Source organism: Methylotuvimicrobium buryatense 5G, from assembly GCF_000341735.1.
GTDB classification, from domain to species: domain Bacteria; phylum Pseudomonadota; class Gammaproteobacteria; order Methylococcales; family Methylomonadaceae; genus Methylotuvimicrobium; species Methylotuvimicrobium buryatense.
In genome coordinates, this window is the sequence record NZ_KB455575.1 from 1299136 (window position 1) to 1318489 (window position 19354).

Sequence of the window (19354 nt, forward strand, 5' to 3'; positions counted from 1 at the left end):
GCCTGATTATCAAACATATAATCATCGGTTTTCTTCTAGGCGGCTTTTAGCCGCCTTTTTGCATTTTAGGTAAGGTGTAATCAATGACCGGCCACATTATGCCAACTTACGGACGCTTGACCATTTCCTTGGATAGAGGCGAAGGCGTTTGGCTTTGGGATCAACAAGGCAATCGTTATCTGGACGCTATCTCCGGCATTGCGGTATGCAATCTGGGCCATGCCCATCCTTCCATACATAAAGCCATCTGTGAGCAAAGCGCGAAATTGGTTCACACATCCAATTTATACCGAATCGATTTACAAGAACAACTCGCCGATAGGTTAATGACCCTAAGCGGCATGGATAATGCCTTTTTCTGTAACTCGGGTGCCGAAGCCAATGAAGCGTCTATTAAAATAGCACGCCGATTCGGTCATCAAAAAGGCATTGAACGTCCTGCCATCATCGTAATGGAAAAAAGCTTTCACGGCAGAACTTTGGCGACACTTAGCGCGACCGGTAATACCAAGATCCAGCAAGGTTTCGCGCCACTGGTTGAGGGCTTCATTCGAGTACCATATAACGACATTACCGCGATTGAAAACGCCTTACAACAGCACAGCAATATTGCTGCCATTCTTATCGAGCCGATTCAAGGCGAAGGCGGTGTTAATATCCCCGCACCGGATTATCTCAATAACATCCGCTCACTATGCGACCGGCACGATGTTTTGATGATGCTGGATGAAATCCAGACCGGCATTGGCCGTACCGGCAAGTTTTTAGCTTACCAGCATAACGGCATACTTCCCGATGTTTGCTCACTTGCCAAGGCGCTCGCTAATGGCGTTCCAATCGGCGCCTGCTTAGCGAGAGGAAAAGCCGCGCAAATTTTGACGCCGGGCACTCACGGTTCAACTTTCGGCGGCAATCCGTTAGCTTGTAGTGCAGCCCTAGCCGTATTAAACGAATTAAATGACGGTCATTTGATCGAACAAGCCGAGATCAAAGGACGAATGATCGCGTCCAAACTACATGAGCGCTTGGTCGACAAAAATAAGATCGTAGAAATTCGTCACAAAGGTTTAATGATCGGCGTCGAATTATCGGTACCTTGCGGCGAGCTCGTCAGCGACGCCTTATCAAAAGGACTATTGATCAACGTAACTAACGAAAAAACCATAAGGTTATTACCGCCGTTGATTATCGACGAGCAACAAATCGAAAGACTGGTGGAAACACTAACCGCCGTCATCCAAGAATTCACGGAAAAACATCAAGCCAATGAACCCTAGACACTTTATTAGCCTAAACGATCTAACTTCGACCGAATTTCGAACCTTAATCGATCGGGCAATCGAGCTAAAGAAATATCGTGATCCGAATTATCAGCCGTTGAAGGGTAAGGTTCTTGCCATGATTTTTGAAAAATCATCGACGCGAACCCGTATTTCATTTGAAACCGGCATGATTCATTTGGGCGGTTCGGCTTTATTTTTATCGCCGCGGGACACGCAACTCGGCCGTGGCGAACCTTTGCAAGATAGCGCGAAAGTCATCTCAAGCATGGTCGACGGCATCATGTTGAGAACGTTCAAACATGAAACGGTCACCACGATCGCAAAATACTCCAGCGTACCGGTCATCAACGGCCTTACAGATCTTCTGCACCCTTGCCAGTTACTTGCCGATATGCAAACTTATTTCGAATATCGCGGCGATATAGAAGGCAAAACCGTTACTTGGATCGGAGACGGCAACAATATGTGTCACTCCTATATAAACGCTGCAAAGTTATTGAACTTTAAATTACATATTGCCTGCCCGCAGGGCTATGAACCGAACCCGGCAATAGTGGAAGCCGGACAGTCGCACATCAAGTTTTTTAATAGCCCAGAAGAAGCGGCAAAAGCTTCGGACTTGATTGTCACCGACGTATGGGCCAGCATGGGCCACGAAGAAGAGCAAAAACAACGCGAAATAGCTTTCAAGGATTATCAAGTCAGCGAACGAGTCATGAACGCGGCAAACCAGGACGCGCTTTTCATGCATTGCCTACCCGCGCATCGAAACGAGGAAGTCGCCGCTGAAGTCATCGACGGTCCTCAAAGCGTCGTCTTCCCCGAAGCGGAAAATCGCCTGCACGCACAAAAGGCTTTGCTGGAATTATTAATGAGTGACAAGTAAAATTCGACCTATTCCTATACAATAATGCAACCATGTCTGCATCAAGGATACTTGTGAAAATATTAGTATACGCTTTAATTCTCTCTGCAATAGTTATCAATACTGCCCAAGCTAAAACCGTGTATGTTACCGACGACTTGGAATTAACACTCAGAGTCGCCGAAAACGAACGCAGTAAAATTTTGCGAATGCTTCGCTCCGGCACTCCATTGACACTGATCGAAGATCGCGGCAATGGCTATTCTTACGTCAAAACAAGTAACGGTGTCGAAGGTTTTTTTCTAACCCGTTTTTTAAAAACCACGCCGCCTAACAGTCATCTACTTGAACAAGCAAATAAAAAAATCGACCAACTACAAAATGAAAATGTAGGACTAAAATCCGAGTTAACTTCATTGCAAGAGACCTTTAAATCTAGCGAGACATTAATGGCCGAGCGCAACCAATTGATGATGGAACTGGCCGAAATCAAACAAATTTCGTCAAGTGCTATCGACATTAAAAACCAGCGTGATCAATTTCAAGAGCGCGTGGTTTCAGCCGAACGCGAGTTACAGCAAATTAAGCGCGAAAATCAAGCCTTACGCGATAGCGCCCATCAAGACTGGTTTCTCTATGGCGGAATACTCGCATTAGGCGGTGTTTTACTCGGTTTTTTATTACCGAAACTGAGTTTGGGAAGACGAACCAGCAGTTGGGATACGTTTTAAGAAACAGGCATTAAATAACTTCAACATCTGTTGGCAGGGGCCCGGCGGCTCGATTGATAGATGTTCGCGGTAGGGAGGCGCCGTAAAGCCTACTCCTTGTAGAGGTTATTTGTGCATATTCCTAACCGAACCCTCGACAAAGCTCATAACTCCCGGAAGTTATCGCGAAATCCTAAGTTATTTTACTCATTCCTAAGGAACCGCTTCAGCTTGATACCCCAATCCACTATTAACAATTGAACACATCAGGAATTCAGATGGCAAATTCAGGTGATAAATCCACAAGACGCTTTTCATCACAAGTCGTTGACGGCATGGAGCGCGCGCCTAGCCGCGCAATGTTGCATGCAGTCGGCTTCAAAAATGAAGACTTCAAAAAACCGCAAATCGGCGTCGCTTCAACTTGGAGCATGGTAACTCCCTGTAACATGCATATTAATCGGCTCGCCGACGATGCAGCACGGGGCGTCGATAAATCAGGCGGAAAAGCGGTTATTTTCAATACCATCACGATTTCTGACGGTATTTCGATGGGTACCGAAGGCATGAAATACTCGCTGGTTTCCCGTGAAGTCATTGCCGACTCGATTGAAACCGTAGTCGGCTGCCAAGGCTTCGACGGCGTTGTTGCGATCGGCGGCTGCGATAAAAACATGCCCGGATGCATGATCGCATTATCGCGCCTGAACCGCCCAGCTATCTTCGTTTACGGCGGTACGATTCTGCCGGGATGCCATAATGATAAAAAGCTCGATGTCGTCTCGGTTTTCGAAGCGGTCGGCGCTCGCGCGAACAATAAAATCGATGACGAAGAACTCGCTCAAATCGAAGCAAAAGCGATACCCGGCGCGGGTTCCTGCGGGGGCATGTACACAGCGAATACGATGGCTTCGGCGATCGAAGCGCTGGGCATGAGCTTACCGAACAGTTCGGCGCAAGCCGCAGTTTCCGAAGACAAACGCCTGGACTGCGAACGCGCCGGCGCGGCCGTGCTCGAATTGCTCGCTAAAGACATCAAACCGCGCGACATCATGACCAAAGAAGCCTTCGAAAATGCGATCACGATCGTTATCGCACTCGGCGGCTCGACCAATTCGGTGTTACATTTGATTGCGATGGCCAATGCAACCGGTGTCGATGTCACGCTCGACGATTTCACCCGCATCGGCAAAAACGTTCCAATGCTGGCAGACCTGAAGCCGAGCGGAAAATATCAAATGGCCGAGCTGATTGAAATCGGCGGCATTCAGCCATTGATGAAAGCCCTATTGGACCGCGGTTTACTGCACGGTGATTGCTTGACTGTCACCGGCAAAACGCTGGCCGAGAACCTTGCCGACGTACAACCGTATCCTGAAGGTCAGGACATGATCCATTCCTTCGACAATCCGATTAAAAAAGACAGTCACCTGGTCGTTTTATACGGCAATCTGGCTCCGGAAGGCGCGGTCGCAAAAATCACCGGCAAGGAAGGTTTATTGTTTACCGGCAAAGCAAAAGTATTCGATGCCGAAGAGCAGGCATTGCAAAGCATTTTGAACGGCAACATCGTCAAAGGCGACGTTATCGTGATTCGTTACGAAGGACCGAAAGGCGGCCCCGGTATGCGCGAAATGTTGTCGCCTACTTCAGCCGTCATGGGCAAAGGCTTGGGCAAAGACGTCGCATTGATCACCGACGGCCGCTTTTCAGGCGGAACGCACGGCTTCGTGGTCGGACATATTACCCCTGAGGCCTTCACCGGCGGCCCGCTAGCCATCGTGCAGGACGGCGATTCCATTACGATAGACGCGGAAAACAACGTATTGACGCTGCATATCAACGAGCACGAAATGAACCGTCGCATGGAAAAATGGCAACAACCGGCTCCAAAATACACACGAGGCGTATTGGCGAAATTTGCCAAATTGACCAGTTCGGCTTCAAAAGGTGCCGTAACCGACAATTTAGATTGATCGAGGAAAACCGACCGAGTCAGCTTTTTTGTGACAAATTCGAATTTACCGGCCCCGTCTCTGAACCGCGCTTTCGTCAACTGGTTCAGAGACTCCTCGCCTTATATACATGCCCATCGTAACCGCACCTTCGTCGTATCTTTCGGTGGCGAAGCCCTACTCGATCCCGGCTTTGCGCATCATGTGCATGATTTCGCGCTGCTCAACAGCCTGGGGATACGGCTAGTTCTGGTACATGGCATTCGCCCTCAAATCGATACCTGCCTACGCAAACAAAACATCTCCCCCCGTTTTCATAAGAACCTCCGAGTCACTGACGATTTGGCTCTGCAATGCGTAAAAGAAGCTGCAGGCCTCGTCCGAGTAGAAATCGAAGCTCTCTTATCGATGGGACTGGCCAACTCGCCTATGGCCGGCGCCAAAATTCGCGTCGTTTCGGGTAATTTCGTCATTGCCAAACCGATCGGCGTCATCGACGGCATCGATTACGGCCATACCGGAGAAGTCCGCAGAATCGATAGCCAAGCCATACACCAACAATTGGACATGAATTCCGTTGTATTAGTCTCTCCGGTCGGCTATTCTCCGAGCGGCGAGGCATTCAATTTATCGGCCGAAAAAGTGGCCACCGAAATTGCGATCGCCTTAAAAGCGGAAAAACTGTTATTACTCACCGAACAAAGCATCAATCATCCTGAAACCGGCGACAAAATTCAGCAAATGACGACCGCCGAAACCAAACAATTTCTTGATCGCTTTCGGGATATAGAACAAACAATCAGCCTGCCTTTGCTGGCCGCGCTCCATGGCTGCCAATCCGGCGTTGAACGAGTGCATCTTGTCAATCGCCATCAAGACGGCGGCCTGCTTCTGGAATTATTCAGCCGAGACGGCACGGGCACATTAATTAGCTCAACACCTTACGAAGAATTGCGTCAAGCGACACTAAACGACATCGGCGGCATCCTGGAACTCATCATACCGTTGGAAGAACAAGGCATCCTCGTTAAGCGCTCACGGGAAAAATTGGAAATGGAGATCGGCGACTATATTATTATCGAACGGGACGGTCTGATTATCGGCTGCACCGCACTGCACTCGATCGAAAACGAACACGCCGGCATGATTGCCTGTCTGGCCGTACATCCCGATTACCGAGGTGCGGCTAGAGCCGGTAGACTACTGGAGGACTTGCAAAACAAAGCGAAAAAACTAGGCATGCGGAAACTTTTTGCACTCACGACACAAACCAGTCATTGGTTCTTAGAGCGCGGATTCGCGCCAACCGCAGTCGAAACGCTGCCTGAACATCTAAAATCGGTCTACAATCCGCAGCGTAACTCTAAAATATTGTGCAAATCCATCTGAATTAATACCCATGAGCACTCAAGGCGCGTTATCGCTATTACAATTAACCGACCTACACATTCTTCCGAGCCCCGGCGAAAAAATGCTAGGAGTCGACACCGAATTTTATTTCGAGGCCGTATTGCAACATGCGCGGAAAACGAACACTCATTATGATTTGGTATTGGTTACCGGCGATTTAACTCAGGACCCCTGTCCTGAAGCTTATCAAAGAATTTTTGGTCGACTACAAGCATTATCGGTCGATACGCTATGCCTTCCGGGCAATCACGACGATTATGCTTTAATGCAGCAATGGCTAAACCAAGACAACATCAGCTGTAAGAAACATATCGAATTCAAGCATTGGCAAGTGCTTTGCCTGAATAGCCAGATACCGGGAAAAGCCGAGGGAAGCCTTAGTGAAAACGAATTGAGGTTTATTGAAGACGCGTTAGAAAAAAAACCGAATCTTTTTACGTTGATTGCGGTTCATCACCACTGCGTACCGACCCGAAGTAGCTGGATGGACACGATGATCATCAAAAACAGCGACGAGTTTTTAGAGATTGCAGGCCGTTATCCACAAATAAGGGGCCTCACGACCGGGCATATTCATCAAGAAATGGATATTCACTTGGGCTCGCTAAGAATATTGGGTACGCCATCGACTTGCTTCCAATTCAAACCGCTATGCTCGCGATTTACGTTAGACGAGCTGATGCCGGGCTATCGAACCATTGAGTTACATTCGGACGGCCGGATCACCACCCAAGTTCACCGCCTGCCGGGCATCTTGCAAGAAATCGATCGGAACTGCACGGAATATTAAGAAACTGTTTAAAAGTTACTACCCGGTTTTATCCGTCAGTATCAGGTAATGCTGGAACAAGTGTGCGCGGAACGGACGCCGCGCCCAAGCCTATAGGGATATATTCACGGCCTCTTCCGGAAGCTGTGCCTGATACTTACTAAATTACCGAACTTTCTGTTGCTGCCATTTCTTAGCTAAAAAACCGTCCGCCTTGACCGGCACAGAATCGGCCAACAAAATCTCGCCTAACTCGGACATGGCTCTGCGATACACCTTTCGCTTGAAATACACGACGTCTTTGAGCGGTTCCCAATAATCGACCCAACGCCAACCGTCGAATTCAGGTTTGGCCCCGCAATCGAATCGTACTTCCGAATCTTGTGTCAGCAAACGAAGAATAAACCAAATTTGTTTTTGCCCTATGCATAACGGCCACGAGTTTTTGCGCATGTAACGTTCCGGCAATTGATAGCGTAACCAATATCGAGTTCTGCCCAATAACTGAACGTGTTCGGAACGCAACCCCGTCTCCTCCCACAACTCCCGATACATCGCCTGTTCCGGGTCCTCGCCTTCATTGATGCCTCCTTGCGGAAACTGCCATGAATTGGCGCCCGTACGCTTAGCCCAAAACACGCGACCCTCGTCATTGCAAAGGATGATGCCGACATTGGGCCGGTATCCTTTTGAGTCAATCATGTTAAAACCTGTCAATATAAGCCTGATGACCAAGACTCCTAAACTGAGACGATAAAACGCACAAATTACTACCTGACCCGATTTTCGCCCTTGATAGGTTGAGGACAAAATAATCGGATGCGAGAACTACAGCGTATTATTTCTAAGTGTTAGAATGGCCCAGTAAACCAGGAATTTAAAATATTGCGTTATTGTTCCACAAAACAATCAACAAGGCTATAGCGCGATGCCCTTTAAAACTTTTCAATAGGTTACAGCAGTGAGTTTAGCGATCTTCGATTTAGATAACACCTTAATCGCCGATGACAGCGATTATTTATGGGGGCAATTTTTAGTCGACCGAGGCATTGTCGACAAAGCCCAATATGAAGCAGCCAATGCCAAATTTTATGACGATTACAAACAAGGCTGCCTGGATATCGTGGAATTTCTTAACTTTTCACTAAAACCCTTATCTGAGCATGCCCCTAGCCAACTGTTTGAATGGCGGGAACAATTTACCGAAGAAATCATCAAACCGTTAATGCTCAAACCGGCTCAAGCTTTAATCGACAAACACAAAGCCAAAGGCGATACATTGATGGTGATTACCGCAACCAATCGCTTCGTCACCGAGCCGATCGTCAAGCTTTACGGTATCGAACACTTGTTGGCGACGACCCCGGAGTTCATCGACGGCCGATATACCGGCAATTTCAGCGGCACGCCTTGTTTTCAAGCCGGCAAGGTCGCTTTACTGGAAAACTGGCTGACATCCTCGGAAGAAACGCTTGCAAACAGTTGGTTTTATAGCGATTCGCACAACGACTTGCCTCTGTTGAATCGAGTGCAAAACCCGGTTGCGGTCGACCCCGACGAAAAACTCAAAGCCTATGCGGAACAATCGAATTGGCCGATTATTAGCTTGCGCAACGATCACTGCCCTACTCACCATTTTCAAAAATAGAAATTCGCGATTACCGGCGAGGGAACCCCTTACGATTAACTTGCATTAACAAAACTAACAAACAATGCCATGAATTTTTTCATACGCTTGAAGTATGCTTTGCTAATGTCGTTTTTGGCGCTGCTCGAAATCGGACCCATACCGATCGCTCCAATCATCGGATTATTCATCATAATATTTCTGCCTAGCTGGTTTAAAGACGCAGTCGACAGGATGTACCATTCGAATGACAGCCGCAAAAAATGAAACCTATCCCCAAACGCCAAACGAACTATCTATTCGTATACGGAACTTTAAGAAGACATCACGGACACCCCATGTCGCGTTGGCTAAGTCAATGCGCCGACTGGATTGGCACCGGATATTTTCAGGGAAAATTATTTAATCTTGGGAAATATCCGGGCGTCGTAAAATCCAACAAAGCCGGTGACCATGTGCTGGGCGATATATACCGAATCGGCCGTCCAAAAATGATCCTAGCCACACTCGACCGCTACGAACAGTGCTCCATCCGCGACCCTCGACCCCACGAATATGCGAGGTCCATCGAACCAGTCATGCTCGGCAAAGGTAAAACCCTGAACGCCTGGGTTTATCTCTATAACCGCCCGATCAAGGATCTCATTTGCATTCCTTCCGGCGATTATCTTGCATCAAGCGCCAAACAGAGTATTGGACGAACCTCAATAGGGAGAAAACGATGACAACACAGATACACGACTACGATATGCACACTAGACCGGTAGAGGGACTTTCACCTTCCGAGATTCGCACAGCCTTGCTGGCTGCTCCTAAGTCCGTCGAGTAGACCGGTTCCTCTCAGCGAAGCCTGCTCTATCCATCTGCCGACACTTTTGTTGCTACGCCTCACCGCACGCGGCTTTTACGTGATCGCAAATAGTTTCGCTGTGCATCATTGATCCTGATTAGCAAGTTTCTTCAGATAAAGCTCAAAGATCAGCATATTCCTAGCAGGACGGGGTTCGCAAGCCATGCGCGTCAAGCTAAAAACGGCCAAGCCGCATCACGCTCTTTCCCAAGTTCCAGCTTCCTGAACAGATTACCCAAGCTGGAGCTTGGGTAACAGCCTATTTTAATTTTTGCGACTACGACTGGCACCTGCTAGGACAATTGGCCTCGGCAAGCTGAAGCATCTTGCTATACCTTTCGCACTTCAAATTTCGGCAGTGCCTGAGGAGGCGCCGGGTGTCCGGTCGATTTTCGCTCCTGCAAAATCGACATTCACGCCATCCATGGCGCTCGCTAAGGCTTTGCCAGCATGGAGCTGGCATAGAGCCTACAGGGACGTATTCACGGCGTCCTTTGACGTGCATCCCGGTGCCGAATTTTGATCTACGATGGGTATATAGAGCTTAAAATTGCAAATTTTACATTTGTCGACTAATTGACAAAATTACCCCATTTATCGGAAACACAACAGCAAACGGCAATTCAATCTTATCCAAAAACGCCAACGAAGATTGAGTCCTACGCGTGACTGTGACGACCGTTTTTGCTAGGCTTGCGCGCATGGCATCCGACGAATCCAATTCTCATCATTTAGTCCGCCCGCGTATCCATATCGGAACAGGCAAGGGAATTGCCATCGGCCCCGGAAAAATCGATTTGCTTAGGGCGATCGCCCAAACCGGTTCGATAGCCGCGGCGGCTCGCACTCTCAAAATGCCCTATAAACGCGCCTGGCTTTTGATCGACAGTCTCAATCAAGGATTTGGTCGACCGGTCGTCAGCACCGCGAGCGGCGGTAAAGAAGGCGGCGGAACCTTTTTGACGCCGCTGGGAGAAAATCTTTTGGAACGCTATACCGCGCTTGAACAACGGATCAACGACGCATCGAGCCAAGAAATCAAAGCGTTATGCGATTTAGCGGATCGCCTTCCTGAATAAGAAGACACAGCCCCATTTTTCATTGATTGGCATGGAATTCGCTTAATGACTAGCGTTATATCATTTTTGACCACACGATTCGTTAAATGCGACAATTTCAACCCGACGGTAAAAATTAACGCGATGTTCAAAAAACCACTTTCCCAATTAGTATCGGAATATTCGACAGATACGGCAATACCCGGCATTACGTTGGCGGTCGCCGGCTTGATTTCGAGTCCGATTGCGCTAGCCGACGCCACCGCCAAGAGAGCGGCCGCACCGCCGCTTGCTTGCTTTTCGAGTCAAATGAACGACCGTTTGGCGGATCACCCGCGTTATGAAAAACCGCTCTGGAACTTACATGATGCGTTAACACTGCCCGACTGGCTTTCGATCTCGCTCGAACAACGCACGCGCTATGAACTCCTCGATGGGCAATTCAGAGCCCATGCACAAGGAGGCGATCAACAGATTCCGCTGGAAACATGCCTGAGCCTGGAAGCGAGCTTCGACGCGTTTCGTTTCGGCGTCGAATTTCTCGATTCGCGGCAATTCGGCAGCGATTCGGGATCGCCGATCAACAACACCCATGCCAACGAAGCCGATTTTCTGCAGGCCTATCTGGCCTTCGCGCAACGGAATTTTCTCGACAGCGGCATCGGCGCCGAAGTGATTCTCGGCCGGCAGACGCTCAATTTTGGCAGCCGCCGTCTGGTCGCACGCAATGTCTTCCGCAACACGATCAATGCCTTCACCGGTGCGCGGCTGCGTTTCCAGGATAACGGCAAATGGCAATTCAACGGTTTCGCAACGATGCCGGTCGGCCGCTATCCGAACGACCGTCAGGAACTGCTGGACGGCAAGCACAAGTGGGATAAGGAATTGTACAAGACCTGGTTTTCAGGCGGTTTTCTGGAAATTTACGACATAGGCTGGAAAACTAATGCCGAACTCTATCTGTATCATCTGAGCGAAGGCGATCAAAACGATAATGCAACACTCAACCGGCGCTTGTTAACCCCAGGCATGCGCTGGTACCGCAAGGAAGCTAGAGGCGAGTTCGGTTTTCAACTCGAAACCGCCGGACAATTCGGCACGGTCCGCGCGACGAAGGAAGCCGGCGACGAACGCGATTTGGATCATACCGCCTGGTTTCAGCACGTTTCGGTCGGCTATACCGTCGACATGCCATGGTCGCCGCGTCTCGCCCTGCACTACGATTACGCGAGCGGCGACAGCGATCCGAACGACAACAAAAGCGAGCGTTTCGATACCTTGTTCGGCGCGCGGCGCTTTGAATATAGCCCGACCGGCATCTACGGTGCCGTCGCGCGCGGCAATCTGAATTCGCCAGGCTACCGACTCATTATTTCGCCGCGCGACGACCTTCAAGCTTTTTTCAGCCATCGTTTTTTCTGGCTCGCCGAAAGCCGCGACTCCTGGACGGCAGCAGACTTGCGCGATACGAGCGGCGCATCGGGCGACTATCTGGGCCACCAGATCGAGCTGTCGACACGTTGGGACGTCAACAGCAGCCTGAACCTAGAAACCGGCTGGACGCATCTGTTCAAAGGCGGTTTCGCGCACGACGCGCCGAATGCGCCCGACGGCCAGGACGTCGATTATACCTTTCGCACTTCAAATTTCGGCAGTGCTAGAGGAGGCGCCTGGGTGTCCGACAAAGGCTTTGCCAGCATGGAGCTGGCATAGAGCCTACATGGACGTATTCACGGCGTCCTTTGGCGGACACCCAGGCGCCGAATTTTGATCTACGACGGGTATATTTCTATGTACAAAGCCTGTTTCGCTTCTGATTGCCGATCCAACACCCCCGGAGATAAACGGATGAAAACGATTCAAACGTTACTACTGATCGTCTGTTGTTTGTCGGCCTCGCTCGCTCATGCCGAAAAAATCTTAATTGCGGCGGCGGCCGACCTCAAGTTCGCGCTCGATGAAATCGCCGCCGAATTCCGGAAAGCGCATCCCGACGACACTATCGAAATCGTTTACGGTTCGTCGGGCAAGTTTTTTACGCAAATTCAGCAGGACGCGCCCTACGATCTGTATTTCTCGGCCGACATCGCGTTTCCGGATAAACTGTCGAAAGCCGGTTTCGCGGCATCCGAAGTCAAGCCTTATGCCGTGGGCCGCATCGTGTTATGGAGCGCGCAGATGGATGCCTCCAAACTGACGCTGAAAAACCTGACCGATCCATCGATTACCCGCATTGCCATCGCCAATCCGAAACATGCGCCTTACGGCAAAAGGGCCGAGGAAGCGCTCCGCTCGACGGGAATTTGGGCGGCCGTGGAACCGAAATTGGTGTACGGAGAAAATATCGCGCATACCGCGCAATTCGTGCAAACCGGCAACGCCCAAATCGGCATCATCGCGTTGTCTCTGGCGTTGAATCCCGAACTGGCGAGGCAAGGCGGCCATTATTTGATCCCGGACACGCTGCACGAACCGCTCGCACAAGGCTATATCATCACCAAACGGGCCGCGGACAATGCCCTGGCCGAACGCTTCTCCGCCTATGTCGACTCAAAACCGGCGCGCGAGGTGATGACCCGCTACGGATTCACGTTACCGGCGCGGAGGTAGACCGATGACATTGAGCGCCGGCGACCTCCAAGCGGTCATCCTGACTCTCGAACTGGCGCTGGTCGTGACCGCGATTCTGTTCGTTGCCGGTACGCCTATCGCCTGGTGGCTCGCAAGAACGAAATCGCGCTGGAAAGGCCCGATCGGCGCCGTCGTGGCTCTGCCGTTGGTTTTGCCGCCTTCGGTGTTGGGCTTTTATTTGTTGCTGGCGATGGGACCGAACGGCCCGGTCGGCCGTTTGACAAGCGCGCTGGGCATCGATCCGTTACCATTCACGTTTGAAGGTCTGGTGCTGGCATCGGTATTCTATTCGCTGCCGTTCATGGTGCAACCGCTGCAAAACGCCTTCGAAGCCATCGGCGACAGGCCCTTGGAAGCGGCCGCGACATTACGCGCCTCGCCGTTGAACGCGTTTTTTACCGTCGCGCTGCCGTTGGCCTTGCCCGGTTTCCTGACCGCCGGCGTGCTGACGTTCGCGCATACGGTCGGCGAATTCGGCGTCGTATTGATGATCGGCGGTAACATTCCCGGTATCACCCGCGTCGCGTCGGTGCAGATTTACGATCACGTCGAAGCGTTGGAATACGGCGAGGCGCACAGTTTGGCCGCAGTCATGCTGATTTTTTCTTTCCTGGTGCTGCTGACTGTCTACGCCTGGCGACCCGGCGCGGAAAAGGCTTGAACGATGACGAAAGACCAAATCGAAGCCCGCTTTTTATTGAATTGGCCGGGCTTTTCGCTCGATATCGACCTGACTTTGCCGGGACGCGGCGTCACAGCGTTGTTCGGACAGTCCGGTTCCGGCAAGACCACGCTGCTGCGCTGCATGGCGGGACTGGAACGCGCCGATGAAGGATTCTTGTCGTTCAAAGGCGAAACCTGGCAAAACGGCAAGACCTGGTTACCGGCGCACCGACGGCCGATCGGGTATGTCTTTCAGGAAGCAAGTTTATTTGAGCACATGACCGTGCGGAATAATTTGCATTACGGCCGAAAAAGAATTCCCGCTGCCCGGCAAACCGATCTCGATCCGATCATCGAGTTGTTCGGCATCGGCCATTTATTGGGCCGCAAACCGGACCGCCTGTCCGGGGGCGAACGTCAGCGCGTCGGCATTGCCCGCGCGCTCGCGGTCAATCCGCGCATGCTGCTGATGGACGAACCGCTCAGCGCCCTGGACTCGGCTCGAAAGCAAGAGATTTTGCCTTATTTGGAAAAGCTCCGCGATCGACTCGATATTCCTATCGTTTATGTCAGCCATTCGCCCGAGGAAGTCGCCCGGCTGGCCGATTATCTGGTTGCGATGAATAACGGCAAGGTCATGGCTCATGGACCGCTCAAAGAAACACTGGCGCGAATTGATTTGCCGATACGCCTCGGCGAAGAGGCCGGCGTCGTGCTCGACGCGGTCGTCGCGGAACGTGACTCAAGCTGGCATTTGGCAAAATTGGATTTTTCCGGAGGTAGTCTATGGACGCGGGACAAAGGCATTGCACTCGGCCGCCGCGTTCGCGTCAGAGTGCTGGCAAGAGATATCAGTCTAGCCCGCGACAATCGAGAACATTCCAGTATTCAGAACGTACTGCCCGGCGAGGTGGAAGCCATCGCGGACGACGAACATCCGGGATTGGCCTTGGTCAGCGTCAAAGTCGGCCCAAGCGTTTTGGTTGCGCGACTAACCAAGCGTGCCGCGCACATGCTCGAAATAGCACCCGGACAAGCGATCTGGCTTCAGATTAAATCGGTGGCGTTGATGGAATAACATTTTGTCCACGAAACAAACGAAGATCACGAAAACATTCAATCCAAGCTGAATTAGCTGATCACCCAATGGGCAATTCAAGTGATTTCGCTCCTTCTCAAGCTCTTTACTTAGAAATGCGGTAAGAGAAGCTCCAGGTTCTCGAAGACGGGAAGCTATAGTTTGCAGGAATGTTTTTTTAAACCGGAGAATAGAGAATCGATCAACCCACGTGCGGGTGACGGGTTACGGCTTTCGCCTAACTCGACCTACTTCTTTTTCAAAGCCTGTTTCGCTTGGTCCCATAAGGCATCGAGTTCGGCCAGTTTGCAGTCTCTCAAATCGCGCCCGGATTCTTGAACGTGTTTTTCGATATATTGAAACCGCGACGAAAATTTTTTCGTGCTTTCGCGCAACGCGATTTCGGGATTGACTTTCAGATGCCGGGCCAGATTGACCGCGACCAAGAGCAAATCGCCGATTTCTTCCTGAATATGGGCTTGATCGCCCGACTCCCACGCCTCCCTGACTTCCTCTAATTCTTCGGTAACTTTATCGAACACCGGCAAGACTTCGGGCCAATCGAACCCATGACTCGCGGCGCGGTTCTGGATTTTTTCGCATTGCACCAATGCCGGCAGATTTCCCGGAACGCCATCAAGCACACTGTCCGGTAATTCAGCGGAGCGTTTCGATTGACGCTCCTCGAGCTTAGCTTGCTCCCAGGCCTGTTTACGCTCTTCGTCGCTCTGATAGACAGCATCGCCGAAGACATGCGGATGCCGTCTGACCAGCTTTTCGGCGATGCTGCCCGCTACTTGTTCGAAATCGAACAGACCTCGCTCCTCGGCGATGCGCGAGTGGAAGACGACCTGCAATAACAAATCGCCGAGTTCCAAGCGCAAGTCGTCCAAATCGCCGCGCTCGATCGCATCGGCAACCTCATAAGCTTCCTCGATCGTATATGGGATCAAACTGTAGAAATCCTGCTCGATATCCCAGGCGCAACCGCCGTCCGGCGAGCGTAGCTGCGCCATGATACCGAGCAATTTTTCGGTATTGCTTAAACTCAAAACGACGCCCCGAAGGTCTCGCGGTAACGGTCCTTAAAAGAATCGATGTCGAAGCTGTGATTTTGCGTGCCGTGATGCTCAATTTTAATCGAGCCCATCAACGAAGCGATCCTGCCGGTCGTCGGCCAACCCAAATCGTTCATCAAACCGTATAAGAGTCCGGCGCGGTAGGCATCGCCGCAACCGGTCGGATCGACAACCGCGGCAGGCTTAACCGGCGGAATCTCGATACACTCGCCGCCGACGTATATTTTCGAACCGTTACCGCCCAAGGTAACAATTAACGCCTCGACCTTATCGGCCATTTCATCCAAGGACAAACCGGTGCGCTGCTGCATCATTTCGGATTCGTAATCGTTTAGCGTGACCCAATTCGCCAGTTCCAAAAACTTCAGTAGTTCATCGCCGTCGAACATCGGCATGCCTTGGCCCGGGTCGAATATGAACGGAATGCCCTGTTCGGCGAATTGCTCGGCGTGCTGCAGCATGCCTTCCTTGCCGTCCGGAGAAACGATGCCGATGCTGATCGAACCGTCGGTCGGCACCGAATTCAAATGCGAAAAATTCATTGCGCCCGGATGAAACGCGGTGATTTGATTGTCTTCCTGATCGGTCGTGATGTAAGCCTGACCGGTGTAATTGTCGTCGAGAATGCGGATGTATTCGCTCGAGAGACCGCATTGCGACAACCACTGCGAATACGGCTCGAAATCGTGCCCGACCGTCGCCATGATCAAAGGATCTTCGCCAAGCAAGTTGAGGTTATAGGCGATATTGCCGGCACAACCGCCGTATTCGCGGCGCATGACCGGCACCAAAAACGAAACATTAAGAATGTGGACTTTTTCCGGCAGGATATGATTCCTGAAATTATCATGAAAGACCATGATGGTATCGTAAGCCATCGAACCACAGATTAATGCACTCATTGTTTCTCCTAAAAAAATAAAATCAATATCCAGGTCGCCGCCGCCCAAACCAAGGAAAGCATGACAGCGGCCGAACCAATGTCCTTGGCCCGGCCGGACAGTTCATGATGCTCGAATCCGACTCGATCTACGACCGCTTCAACCGCCGAATTCAGTAGTTCCACCAATAAAACCAGGACCATGCTGCCGATAAGCAGCAATTTCTCAATGTTTGTCTCGCCGAGCCAAACGGCCAACGGCGTCGTGACTATAAACAACCAAACCTCTTGCCTAAACGCCTCTTCATGAAACCAAGTGGCCTTAAAGCCCGACAGCGAAAAGAAAAAAGCGTTTACGATGCGTTTAAAACCTTTTGCGTTTTGATTTGCCATAGTTTGATACAAATTCCGGTAGATTAAAACGCCAGATTACACAAGCCTTTTGTCATTTTAATTACAATGATTTTACAGCGTCTTAATAAGCTTGATAATTTTTATAAGTCATTGTTTATTAATGATATTATATTCCGACCAATACTTGTTCGATTTGTAAAAACGCCTGCTAAGTCAAATTGTTGAGAACCTTCTCAAGACGCTATCCACAGAGTTATCCACAGATTTTGTGGAAAACTGACAAACGGACGCATCACTTACAGGCAAAGTACCGGCCAACTCACATCCCTTCTTTCCCAAGTTACTATTCAAGTATATGTAGCCCGTTATGCAGCGTAGCGAATACGGGAATGGCGTGGCCTCGAACTTCCCGGATTGCGCTTCGCTCCATCCGGGCTACGCTAATTGGACGCACCGGAAGCGATCGGTAGCGATTTAGCAGCGGCGACCTGTGCTTAGCTTGAGCGTATGACCGCCCCCCCATAACGCGCCAAACAAGGCTTTCGGCTTATTCGGCAATCAATTGACCGTAGGCCGAGGCATCCAGCAAGGTATCCAATTCGGCCGGATTATCGGCCTTCACGCAAAACAGCCAAGCATCGTAGGCATCGTCGTTAACCTGCTCCGGCGCATCGGATAGCTCTTCATTAACCGAAACGATTTCTCCGGACACGGGGCTGAATAAATCCGAAGCGGTTTTGACCGACTCGACGACAGCGCATTGTTCGTCCGCTTTAACGACACGCCCGACTTTAGGCAGTTCGATAAAAACTAAATCGCCGAGTTCGGCTTGCGCGAATTCGGTAATACCTACGCGCACTACATTGTCGCTTTCCAGTTTTGCCCATTCATGGGTTTTTGCATACTTCAAATTTTCCGGCAAATCGCTCATCGATAGTTCTCCGTTCAATAGTGCCTAACGGCGCAAACCGTAAAGAATAACGCGATCAATTATAAAAACAACAAATAATTTCGGTTACGCCCCTTCCGGCCCTTATAATTTGCTCATGCCGCACATGAAATTCTCCTTTATTAGCCTCGTTAGTTATCCCATAACCTTGTTGGGCGGTTTGAAATGGCCGACTTTGATTACCGTAGCGCTTGCATTAAGCGATAACGGCATTGCCTTTGCGACGAATCAAGACAAAGAAGCCGCTCCCGTTCGAACCGAAACCGATGTTGACGACTACGGGAAGGAAGGCACTCTGAACATCGACTCGGCGTCCCAAACTCGCTCCGGGTTGCAAACAATAAAACTCGAACCTCATCGGTATCGTCCGGAACTGACCGCTTACGGCAATGTCGTTGCGTTACAACCGCTGCTGGATTTGAGAAACCGTTACCTCGCCGCACTCAGCGGGCATGAGAGCGCCAAGTCTCGACTAACGCTGGCTCAACAATCGATCGACCGAACCCGGCTTTTACACCGCGGCGGCGCCGTTTCCGGGCGCAGTCTGCAAGAACAACAGTCGCAATGGCAATCGGAACAAGCGTTAACTCAAGGCAGTCGCCTACAAATCGAAACCGTTCGCAATGAGGCGATACTCAATTGGGGCCAAGCGATTGCCGAATTGTTCCTTGATGCCAATACCGACACCCTGCTCCCCTATTTGTCGGGGCAAAAAAATTTATTGCATATCTCGTTGCCGCCTAATAATAAACCGGTCGATACGCTCGACGAAATCCGGGTCTCACGCTACGGCGATCGAAACCGAGCCGAACCGGCGCGTTTTATATCGCCCGCACCGCAAACCGACCCGCTCACCCAAGGGGAAAGTTATTTTTTCGAAACCGAACACGGCGGCATTCGAACCGGCATGCGCATCGCCGCCTTCATTCCATTGCAGGAAAACGCCGAAAACGGCGTCTTAATACCGGCATCATCCGTCATTCGCCATCTCGGTCAAGCTTTCGTTTACGTCAAAACGTCTCCGGAACATTTTCAACGACTGACTATTACCGGATTTATCGACACACATGCCGGCTATTTCGTCACGGACGGTTTGCATGCGGGTCAGGAATTAGTCGTAAGCGGTGCGCAAATGCTGCTTTCGGAGGAATTCAAAAGCCAAATTCCCGATGAAGATGATGACGATGATTGAA

The 19354-nt window shown here is 50.7% G+C and carries 20 protein-coding genes; 14 read left to right on the plus strand and 6 right to left on the minus strand.

Annotated features, from left to right (window positions below; genetic code table 11):
• Positions 1 to 83: 83 nt before the first annotated feature.
• From METBU_RS0105835 to cpdA, 6 genes are all read left to right on the plus strand, one after another.
• Complete coding sequence (locus METBU_RS0105835; protein ID WP_017839733.1) at positions 84 to 1277, plus strand: acetylornithine transaminase; 1194 nt, start codon at positions 84 to 86, stop codon at positions 1275 to 1277.
• Complete coding sequence (gene argF, locus METBU_RS0105840; protein WP_017839734.1) at positions 1267 to 2169, plus strand: ornithine carbamoyltransferase; 903 nt, start codon at positions 1267 to 1269, stop codon at positions 2167 to 2169. Before METBU_RS0105835 ends, argF begins: the two co-directional genes overlap by 11 nt.
• Before the next feature lie 53 nt (positions 2170 to 2222).
• On the plus strand, positions 2223 to 2879 hold the full coding sequence (locus METBU_RS0105845; protein ID WP_026130061.1) for a TIGR04211 family SH3 domain-containing protein: 657 nt from the start codon (positions 2223 to 2225) through the stop codon (positions 2877 to 2879).
• 257 nt (positions 2880 to 3136) lie between these two features.
• On the plus strand, positions 3137 to 4834 hold the full coding sequence (ilvD, locus tag METBU_RS0105850; RefSeq protein ID WP_017839736.1) for a dihydroxy-acid dehydratase: 1698 nt from the start codon (positions 3137 to 3139) through the stop codon (positions 4832 to 4834).
• A 30-nt stretch (positions 4835 to 4864) separates the two neighbouring features.
• Complete coding sequence (argA, locus tag METBU_RS0105855) at positions 4865 to 6202, plus strand: amino-acid N-acetyltransferase (protein WP_017839737.1); 1338 nt, start codon at positions 4865 to 4867, stop codon at positions 6200 to 6202.
• 10 nt (positions 6203 to 6212) lie between these two features.
• A complete protein-coding gene (cpdA, locus tag METBU_RS0105860; protein ID WP_017839738.1) occupies positions 6213 to 7013 on the plus strand; it encodes a 3',5'-cyclic-AMP phosphodiesterase in 801 nt (266 codons plus the stop codon).
• Between the two features lie 144 nt (positions 7014 to 7157).
• Here the strand turns inward: cpdA and METBU_RS0105865 are convergent, their stop codons facing one another.
• Positions 7158 to 7694, minus strand: a complete 537-nt coding sequence (locus METBU_RS0105865) for an RNA pyrophosphohydrolase (RefSeq protein ID WP_017839739.1) — start codon at positions 7692 to 7694, stop codon at positions 7158 to 7160.
• A 259-nt stretch (positions 7695 to 7953) separates the two neighbouring features.
• On the opposite strand from METBU_RS0105865, the gene METBU_RS0105870 reads away from it, so the two are divergent.
• A complete protein-coding gene (locus METBU_RS0105870) occupies positions 7954 to 8640 on the plus strand; it encodes a histidinol-phosphatase (RefSeq protein WP_017839740.1) in 687 nt (228 codons plus the stop codon).
• A 35-nt stretch (positions 8641 to 8675) separates the two neighbouring features.
• On the opposite strand, the gene METBU_RS27960 is transcribed toward METBU_RS0105870, so the two are convergent.
• Positions 8676 to 8813, minus strand: coding sequence for a hypothetical protein (locus tag METBU_RS27960; protein WP_017839741.1), 138 nt, complete (start codon positions 8811 to 8813; stop codon positions 8676 to 8678).
• 69 nt (positions 8814 to 8882) lie between these two features.
• On the opposite strand from METBU_RS27960, the gene METBU_RS23420 reads away from it, so the two are divergent.
• The 6 genes from METBU_RS23420 to modC all read left to right on the plus strand — a co-directional run bounded on the left by METBU_RS23420 (position 8883) and on the right by modC (position 14899).
• A complete protein-coding gene (locus tag METBU_RS23420) occupies positions 8883 to 9344 on the plus strand; it encodes a gamma-glutamylcyclotransferase family protein (protein WP_083877641.1) in 462 nt (153 codons plus the stop codon).
• Positions 9345 to 10170: 826 nt separating this feature from the next.
• Entirely contained in the window at positions 10171 to 10548 is a 378-nt protein-coding gene (locus METBU_RS0105885; protein WP_017839743.1) for a winged helix-turn-helix domain-containing protein, read from the plus strand.
• Between the two features lie 45 nt (positions 10549 to 10593).
• The gene (locus tag METBU_RS0105890) at positions 10594 to 12240 is read left to right on the plus strand and encodes an alginate export family protein (RefSeq protein ID WP_017839744.1); all 1647 of its coding nucleotides are present in this window, start codon (positions 10594 to 10596) and stop codon (positions 12238 to 12240) included.
• A gap of 135 nt (positions 12241 to 12375) precedes the next feature.
• Complete coding sequence (gene modA / locus METBU_RS0105895) at positions 12376 to 13137, plus strand: molybdate ABC transporter substrate-binding protein (protein WP_017839745.1); 762 nt, start codon at positions 12376 to 12378, stop codon at positions 13135 to 13137.
• Positions 13138 to 13141: 4 nt separating this feature from the next.
• The gene (gene modB / locus METBU_RS0105900) at positions 13142 to 13819 is read left to right on the plus strand and encodes a molybdate ABC transporter permease subunit (protein WP_017839746.1); all 678 of its coding nucleotides are present in this window, start codon (positions 13142 to 13144) and stop codon (positions 13817 to 13819) included.
• 3 nt (positions 13820 to 13822) lie between these two features.
• On the plus strand, positions 13823 to 14899 hold the full coding sequence (modC, locus tag METBU_RS0105905) for a molybdenum ABC transporter ATP-binding protein (protein ID WP_017839747.1): 1077 nt from the start codon (positions 13823 to 13825) through the stop codon (positions 14897 to 14899).
• A 248-nt stretch (positions 14900 to 15147) separates the two neighbouring features.
• Here the strand turns inward: modC and mazG are convergent, their stop codons facing one another.
• The 4 genes from mazG to gcvH all read right to left on the minus strand — a co-directional run bounded on the left by mazG (position 15148) and on the right by gcvH (position 18143).
• Positions 15148 to 15951 carry a nucleoside triphosphate pyrophosphohydrolase gene (gene mazG / locus METBU_RS0105910; protein ID WP_017839748.1) on the minus strand — a complete coding sequence of 268 codons (804 nt, stop codon included), beginning with the start codon at positions 15949 to 15951 and terminating at the stop codon, positions 15148 to 15150.
• Positions 15948 to 16880, minus strand: a complete 933-nt coding sequence (locus METBU_RS0105915) for a carbohydrate kinase family protein (protein ID WP_026130063.1) — start codon at positions 16878 to 16880, stop codon at positions 15948 to 15950. The genes mazG and METBU_RS0105915 overlap by 4 nt, the downstream gene beginning before the upstream one ends.
• Positions 16881 to 16888: 8 nt before the next feature.
• Positions 16889 to 17251 (minus strand): diacylglycerol kinase, encoded by a 363-nt coding sequence (locus METBU_RS0105920; protein ID WP_014148841.1) that lies wholly within the window; start codon positions 17249 to 17251, stop codon positions 16889 to 16891.
• A gap of 508 nt (positions 17252 to 17759) precedes the next feature.
• Positions 17760 to 18143, minus strand: coding sequence for a glycine cleavage system protein GcvH (gcvH, locus tag METBU_RS0105925; protein ID WP_017839750.1), 384 nt, complete (start codon positions 18141 to 18143; stop codon positions 17760 to 17762).
• A gap of 124 nt (positions 18144 to 18267) precedes the next feature.
• On the opposite strand from gcvH, the gene METBU_RS23425 reads away from it, so the two are divergent.
• Positions 18268 to 19353, plus strand: a complete 1086-nt coding sequence (locus METBU_RS23425) for an efflux RND transporter periplasmic adaptor subunit (protein WP_014148844.1) — start codon at positions 18268 to 18270, stop codon at positions 19351 to 19353.
• The last annotated feature ends 1 nt before the right edge of the window (position 19354 follow it).

Bases quoted from the DNA above. Each gene is read 5' to 3' on its own strand.
- METBU_RS27960 (WP_017839741.1), bottom strand. From the start codon at position 8,813: ATGATGAATAATCCGATGATTGGAGCGATCGGTATGGGTCCGATTTCG.
- METBU_RS0105885 (WP_017839743.1), top strand. From the start codon at position 10,171: ATGGCATCCGACGAATCCAATTCTCATCATTTAGTCCGCCCGCGTATC.
- METBU_RS0105890 (WP_017839744.1), top strand. From the start codon at position 10,594: ATGACTAGCGTTATATCATTTTTGACCACACGATTCGTTAAATGCGAC.
- METBU_RS0105915 (WP_026130063.1), bottom strand. From the start codon at position 16,880: ATGAGTGCATTAATCTGTGGTTCGATGGCTTACGATACCATCATGGTC.
- ilvD (WP_017839736.1), top strand. From the start codon at position 3,137: ATGGCAAATTCAGGTGATAAATCCACAAGACGCTTTTCATCACAAGTC.
- modB (WP_017839746.1), top strand. From the start codon at position 13,142: ATGACATTGAGCGCCGGCGACCTCCAAGCGGTCATCCTGACTCTCGAA.
- modA (WP_017839745.1), top strand. From the start codon at position 12,376: ATGAAAACGATTCAAACGTTACTACTGATCGTCTGTTGTTTGTCGGCC.
- METBU_RS0105920 (WP_014148841.1), bottom strand. From the start codon at position 17,251: ATGGCAAATCAAAACGCAAAAGGTTTTAAACGCATCGTAAACGCTTTT.
- argF (WP_017839734.1), top strand. From the start codon at position 1,267: ATGAACCCTAGACACTTTATTAGCCTAAACGATCTAACTTCGACCGAA.
- METBU_RS0105865 (WP_017839739.1), bottom strand. From the start codon at position 7,694: ATGATTGACTCAAAAGGATACCGGCCCAATGTCGGCATCATCCTTTGC.
- METBU_RS23425 (WP_014148844.1), top strand. From the start codon at position 18,268: ATGAAATTCTCCTTTATTAGCCTCGTTAGTTATCCCATAACCTTGTTG.
- gcvH (WP_017839750.1), bottom strand. From the start codon at position 18,143: ATGAGCGATTTGCCGGAAAATTTGAAGTATGCAAAAACCCATGAATGG.
- cpdA (WP_017839738.1), top strand. From the start codon at position 6,213: ATGAGCACTCAAGGCGCGTTATCGCTATTACAATTAACCGACCTACAC.
- METBU_RS23420 (WP_083877641.1), top strand. From the start codon at position 8,883: ATGAAACCTATCCCCAAACGCCAAACGAACTATCTATTCGTATACGGA.
- METBU_RS0105835 (WP_017839733.1), top strand. From the start codon at position 84: ATGACCGGCCACATTATGCCAACTTACGGACGCTTGACCATTTCCTTG.
- modC (WP_017839747.1), top strand. From the start codon at position 13,823: ATGACGAAAGACCAAATCGAAGCCCGCTTTTTATTGAATTGGCCGGGC.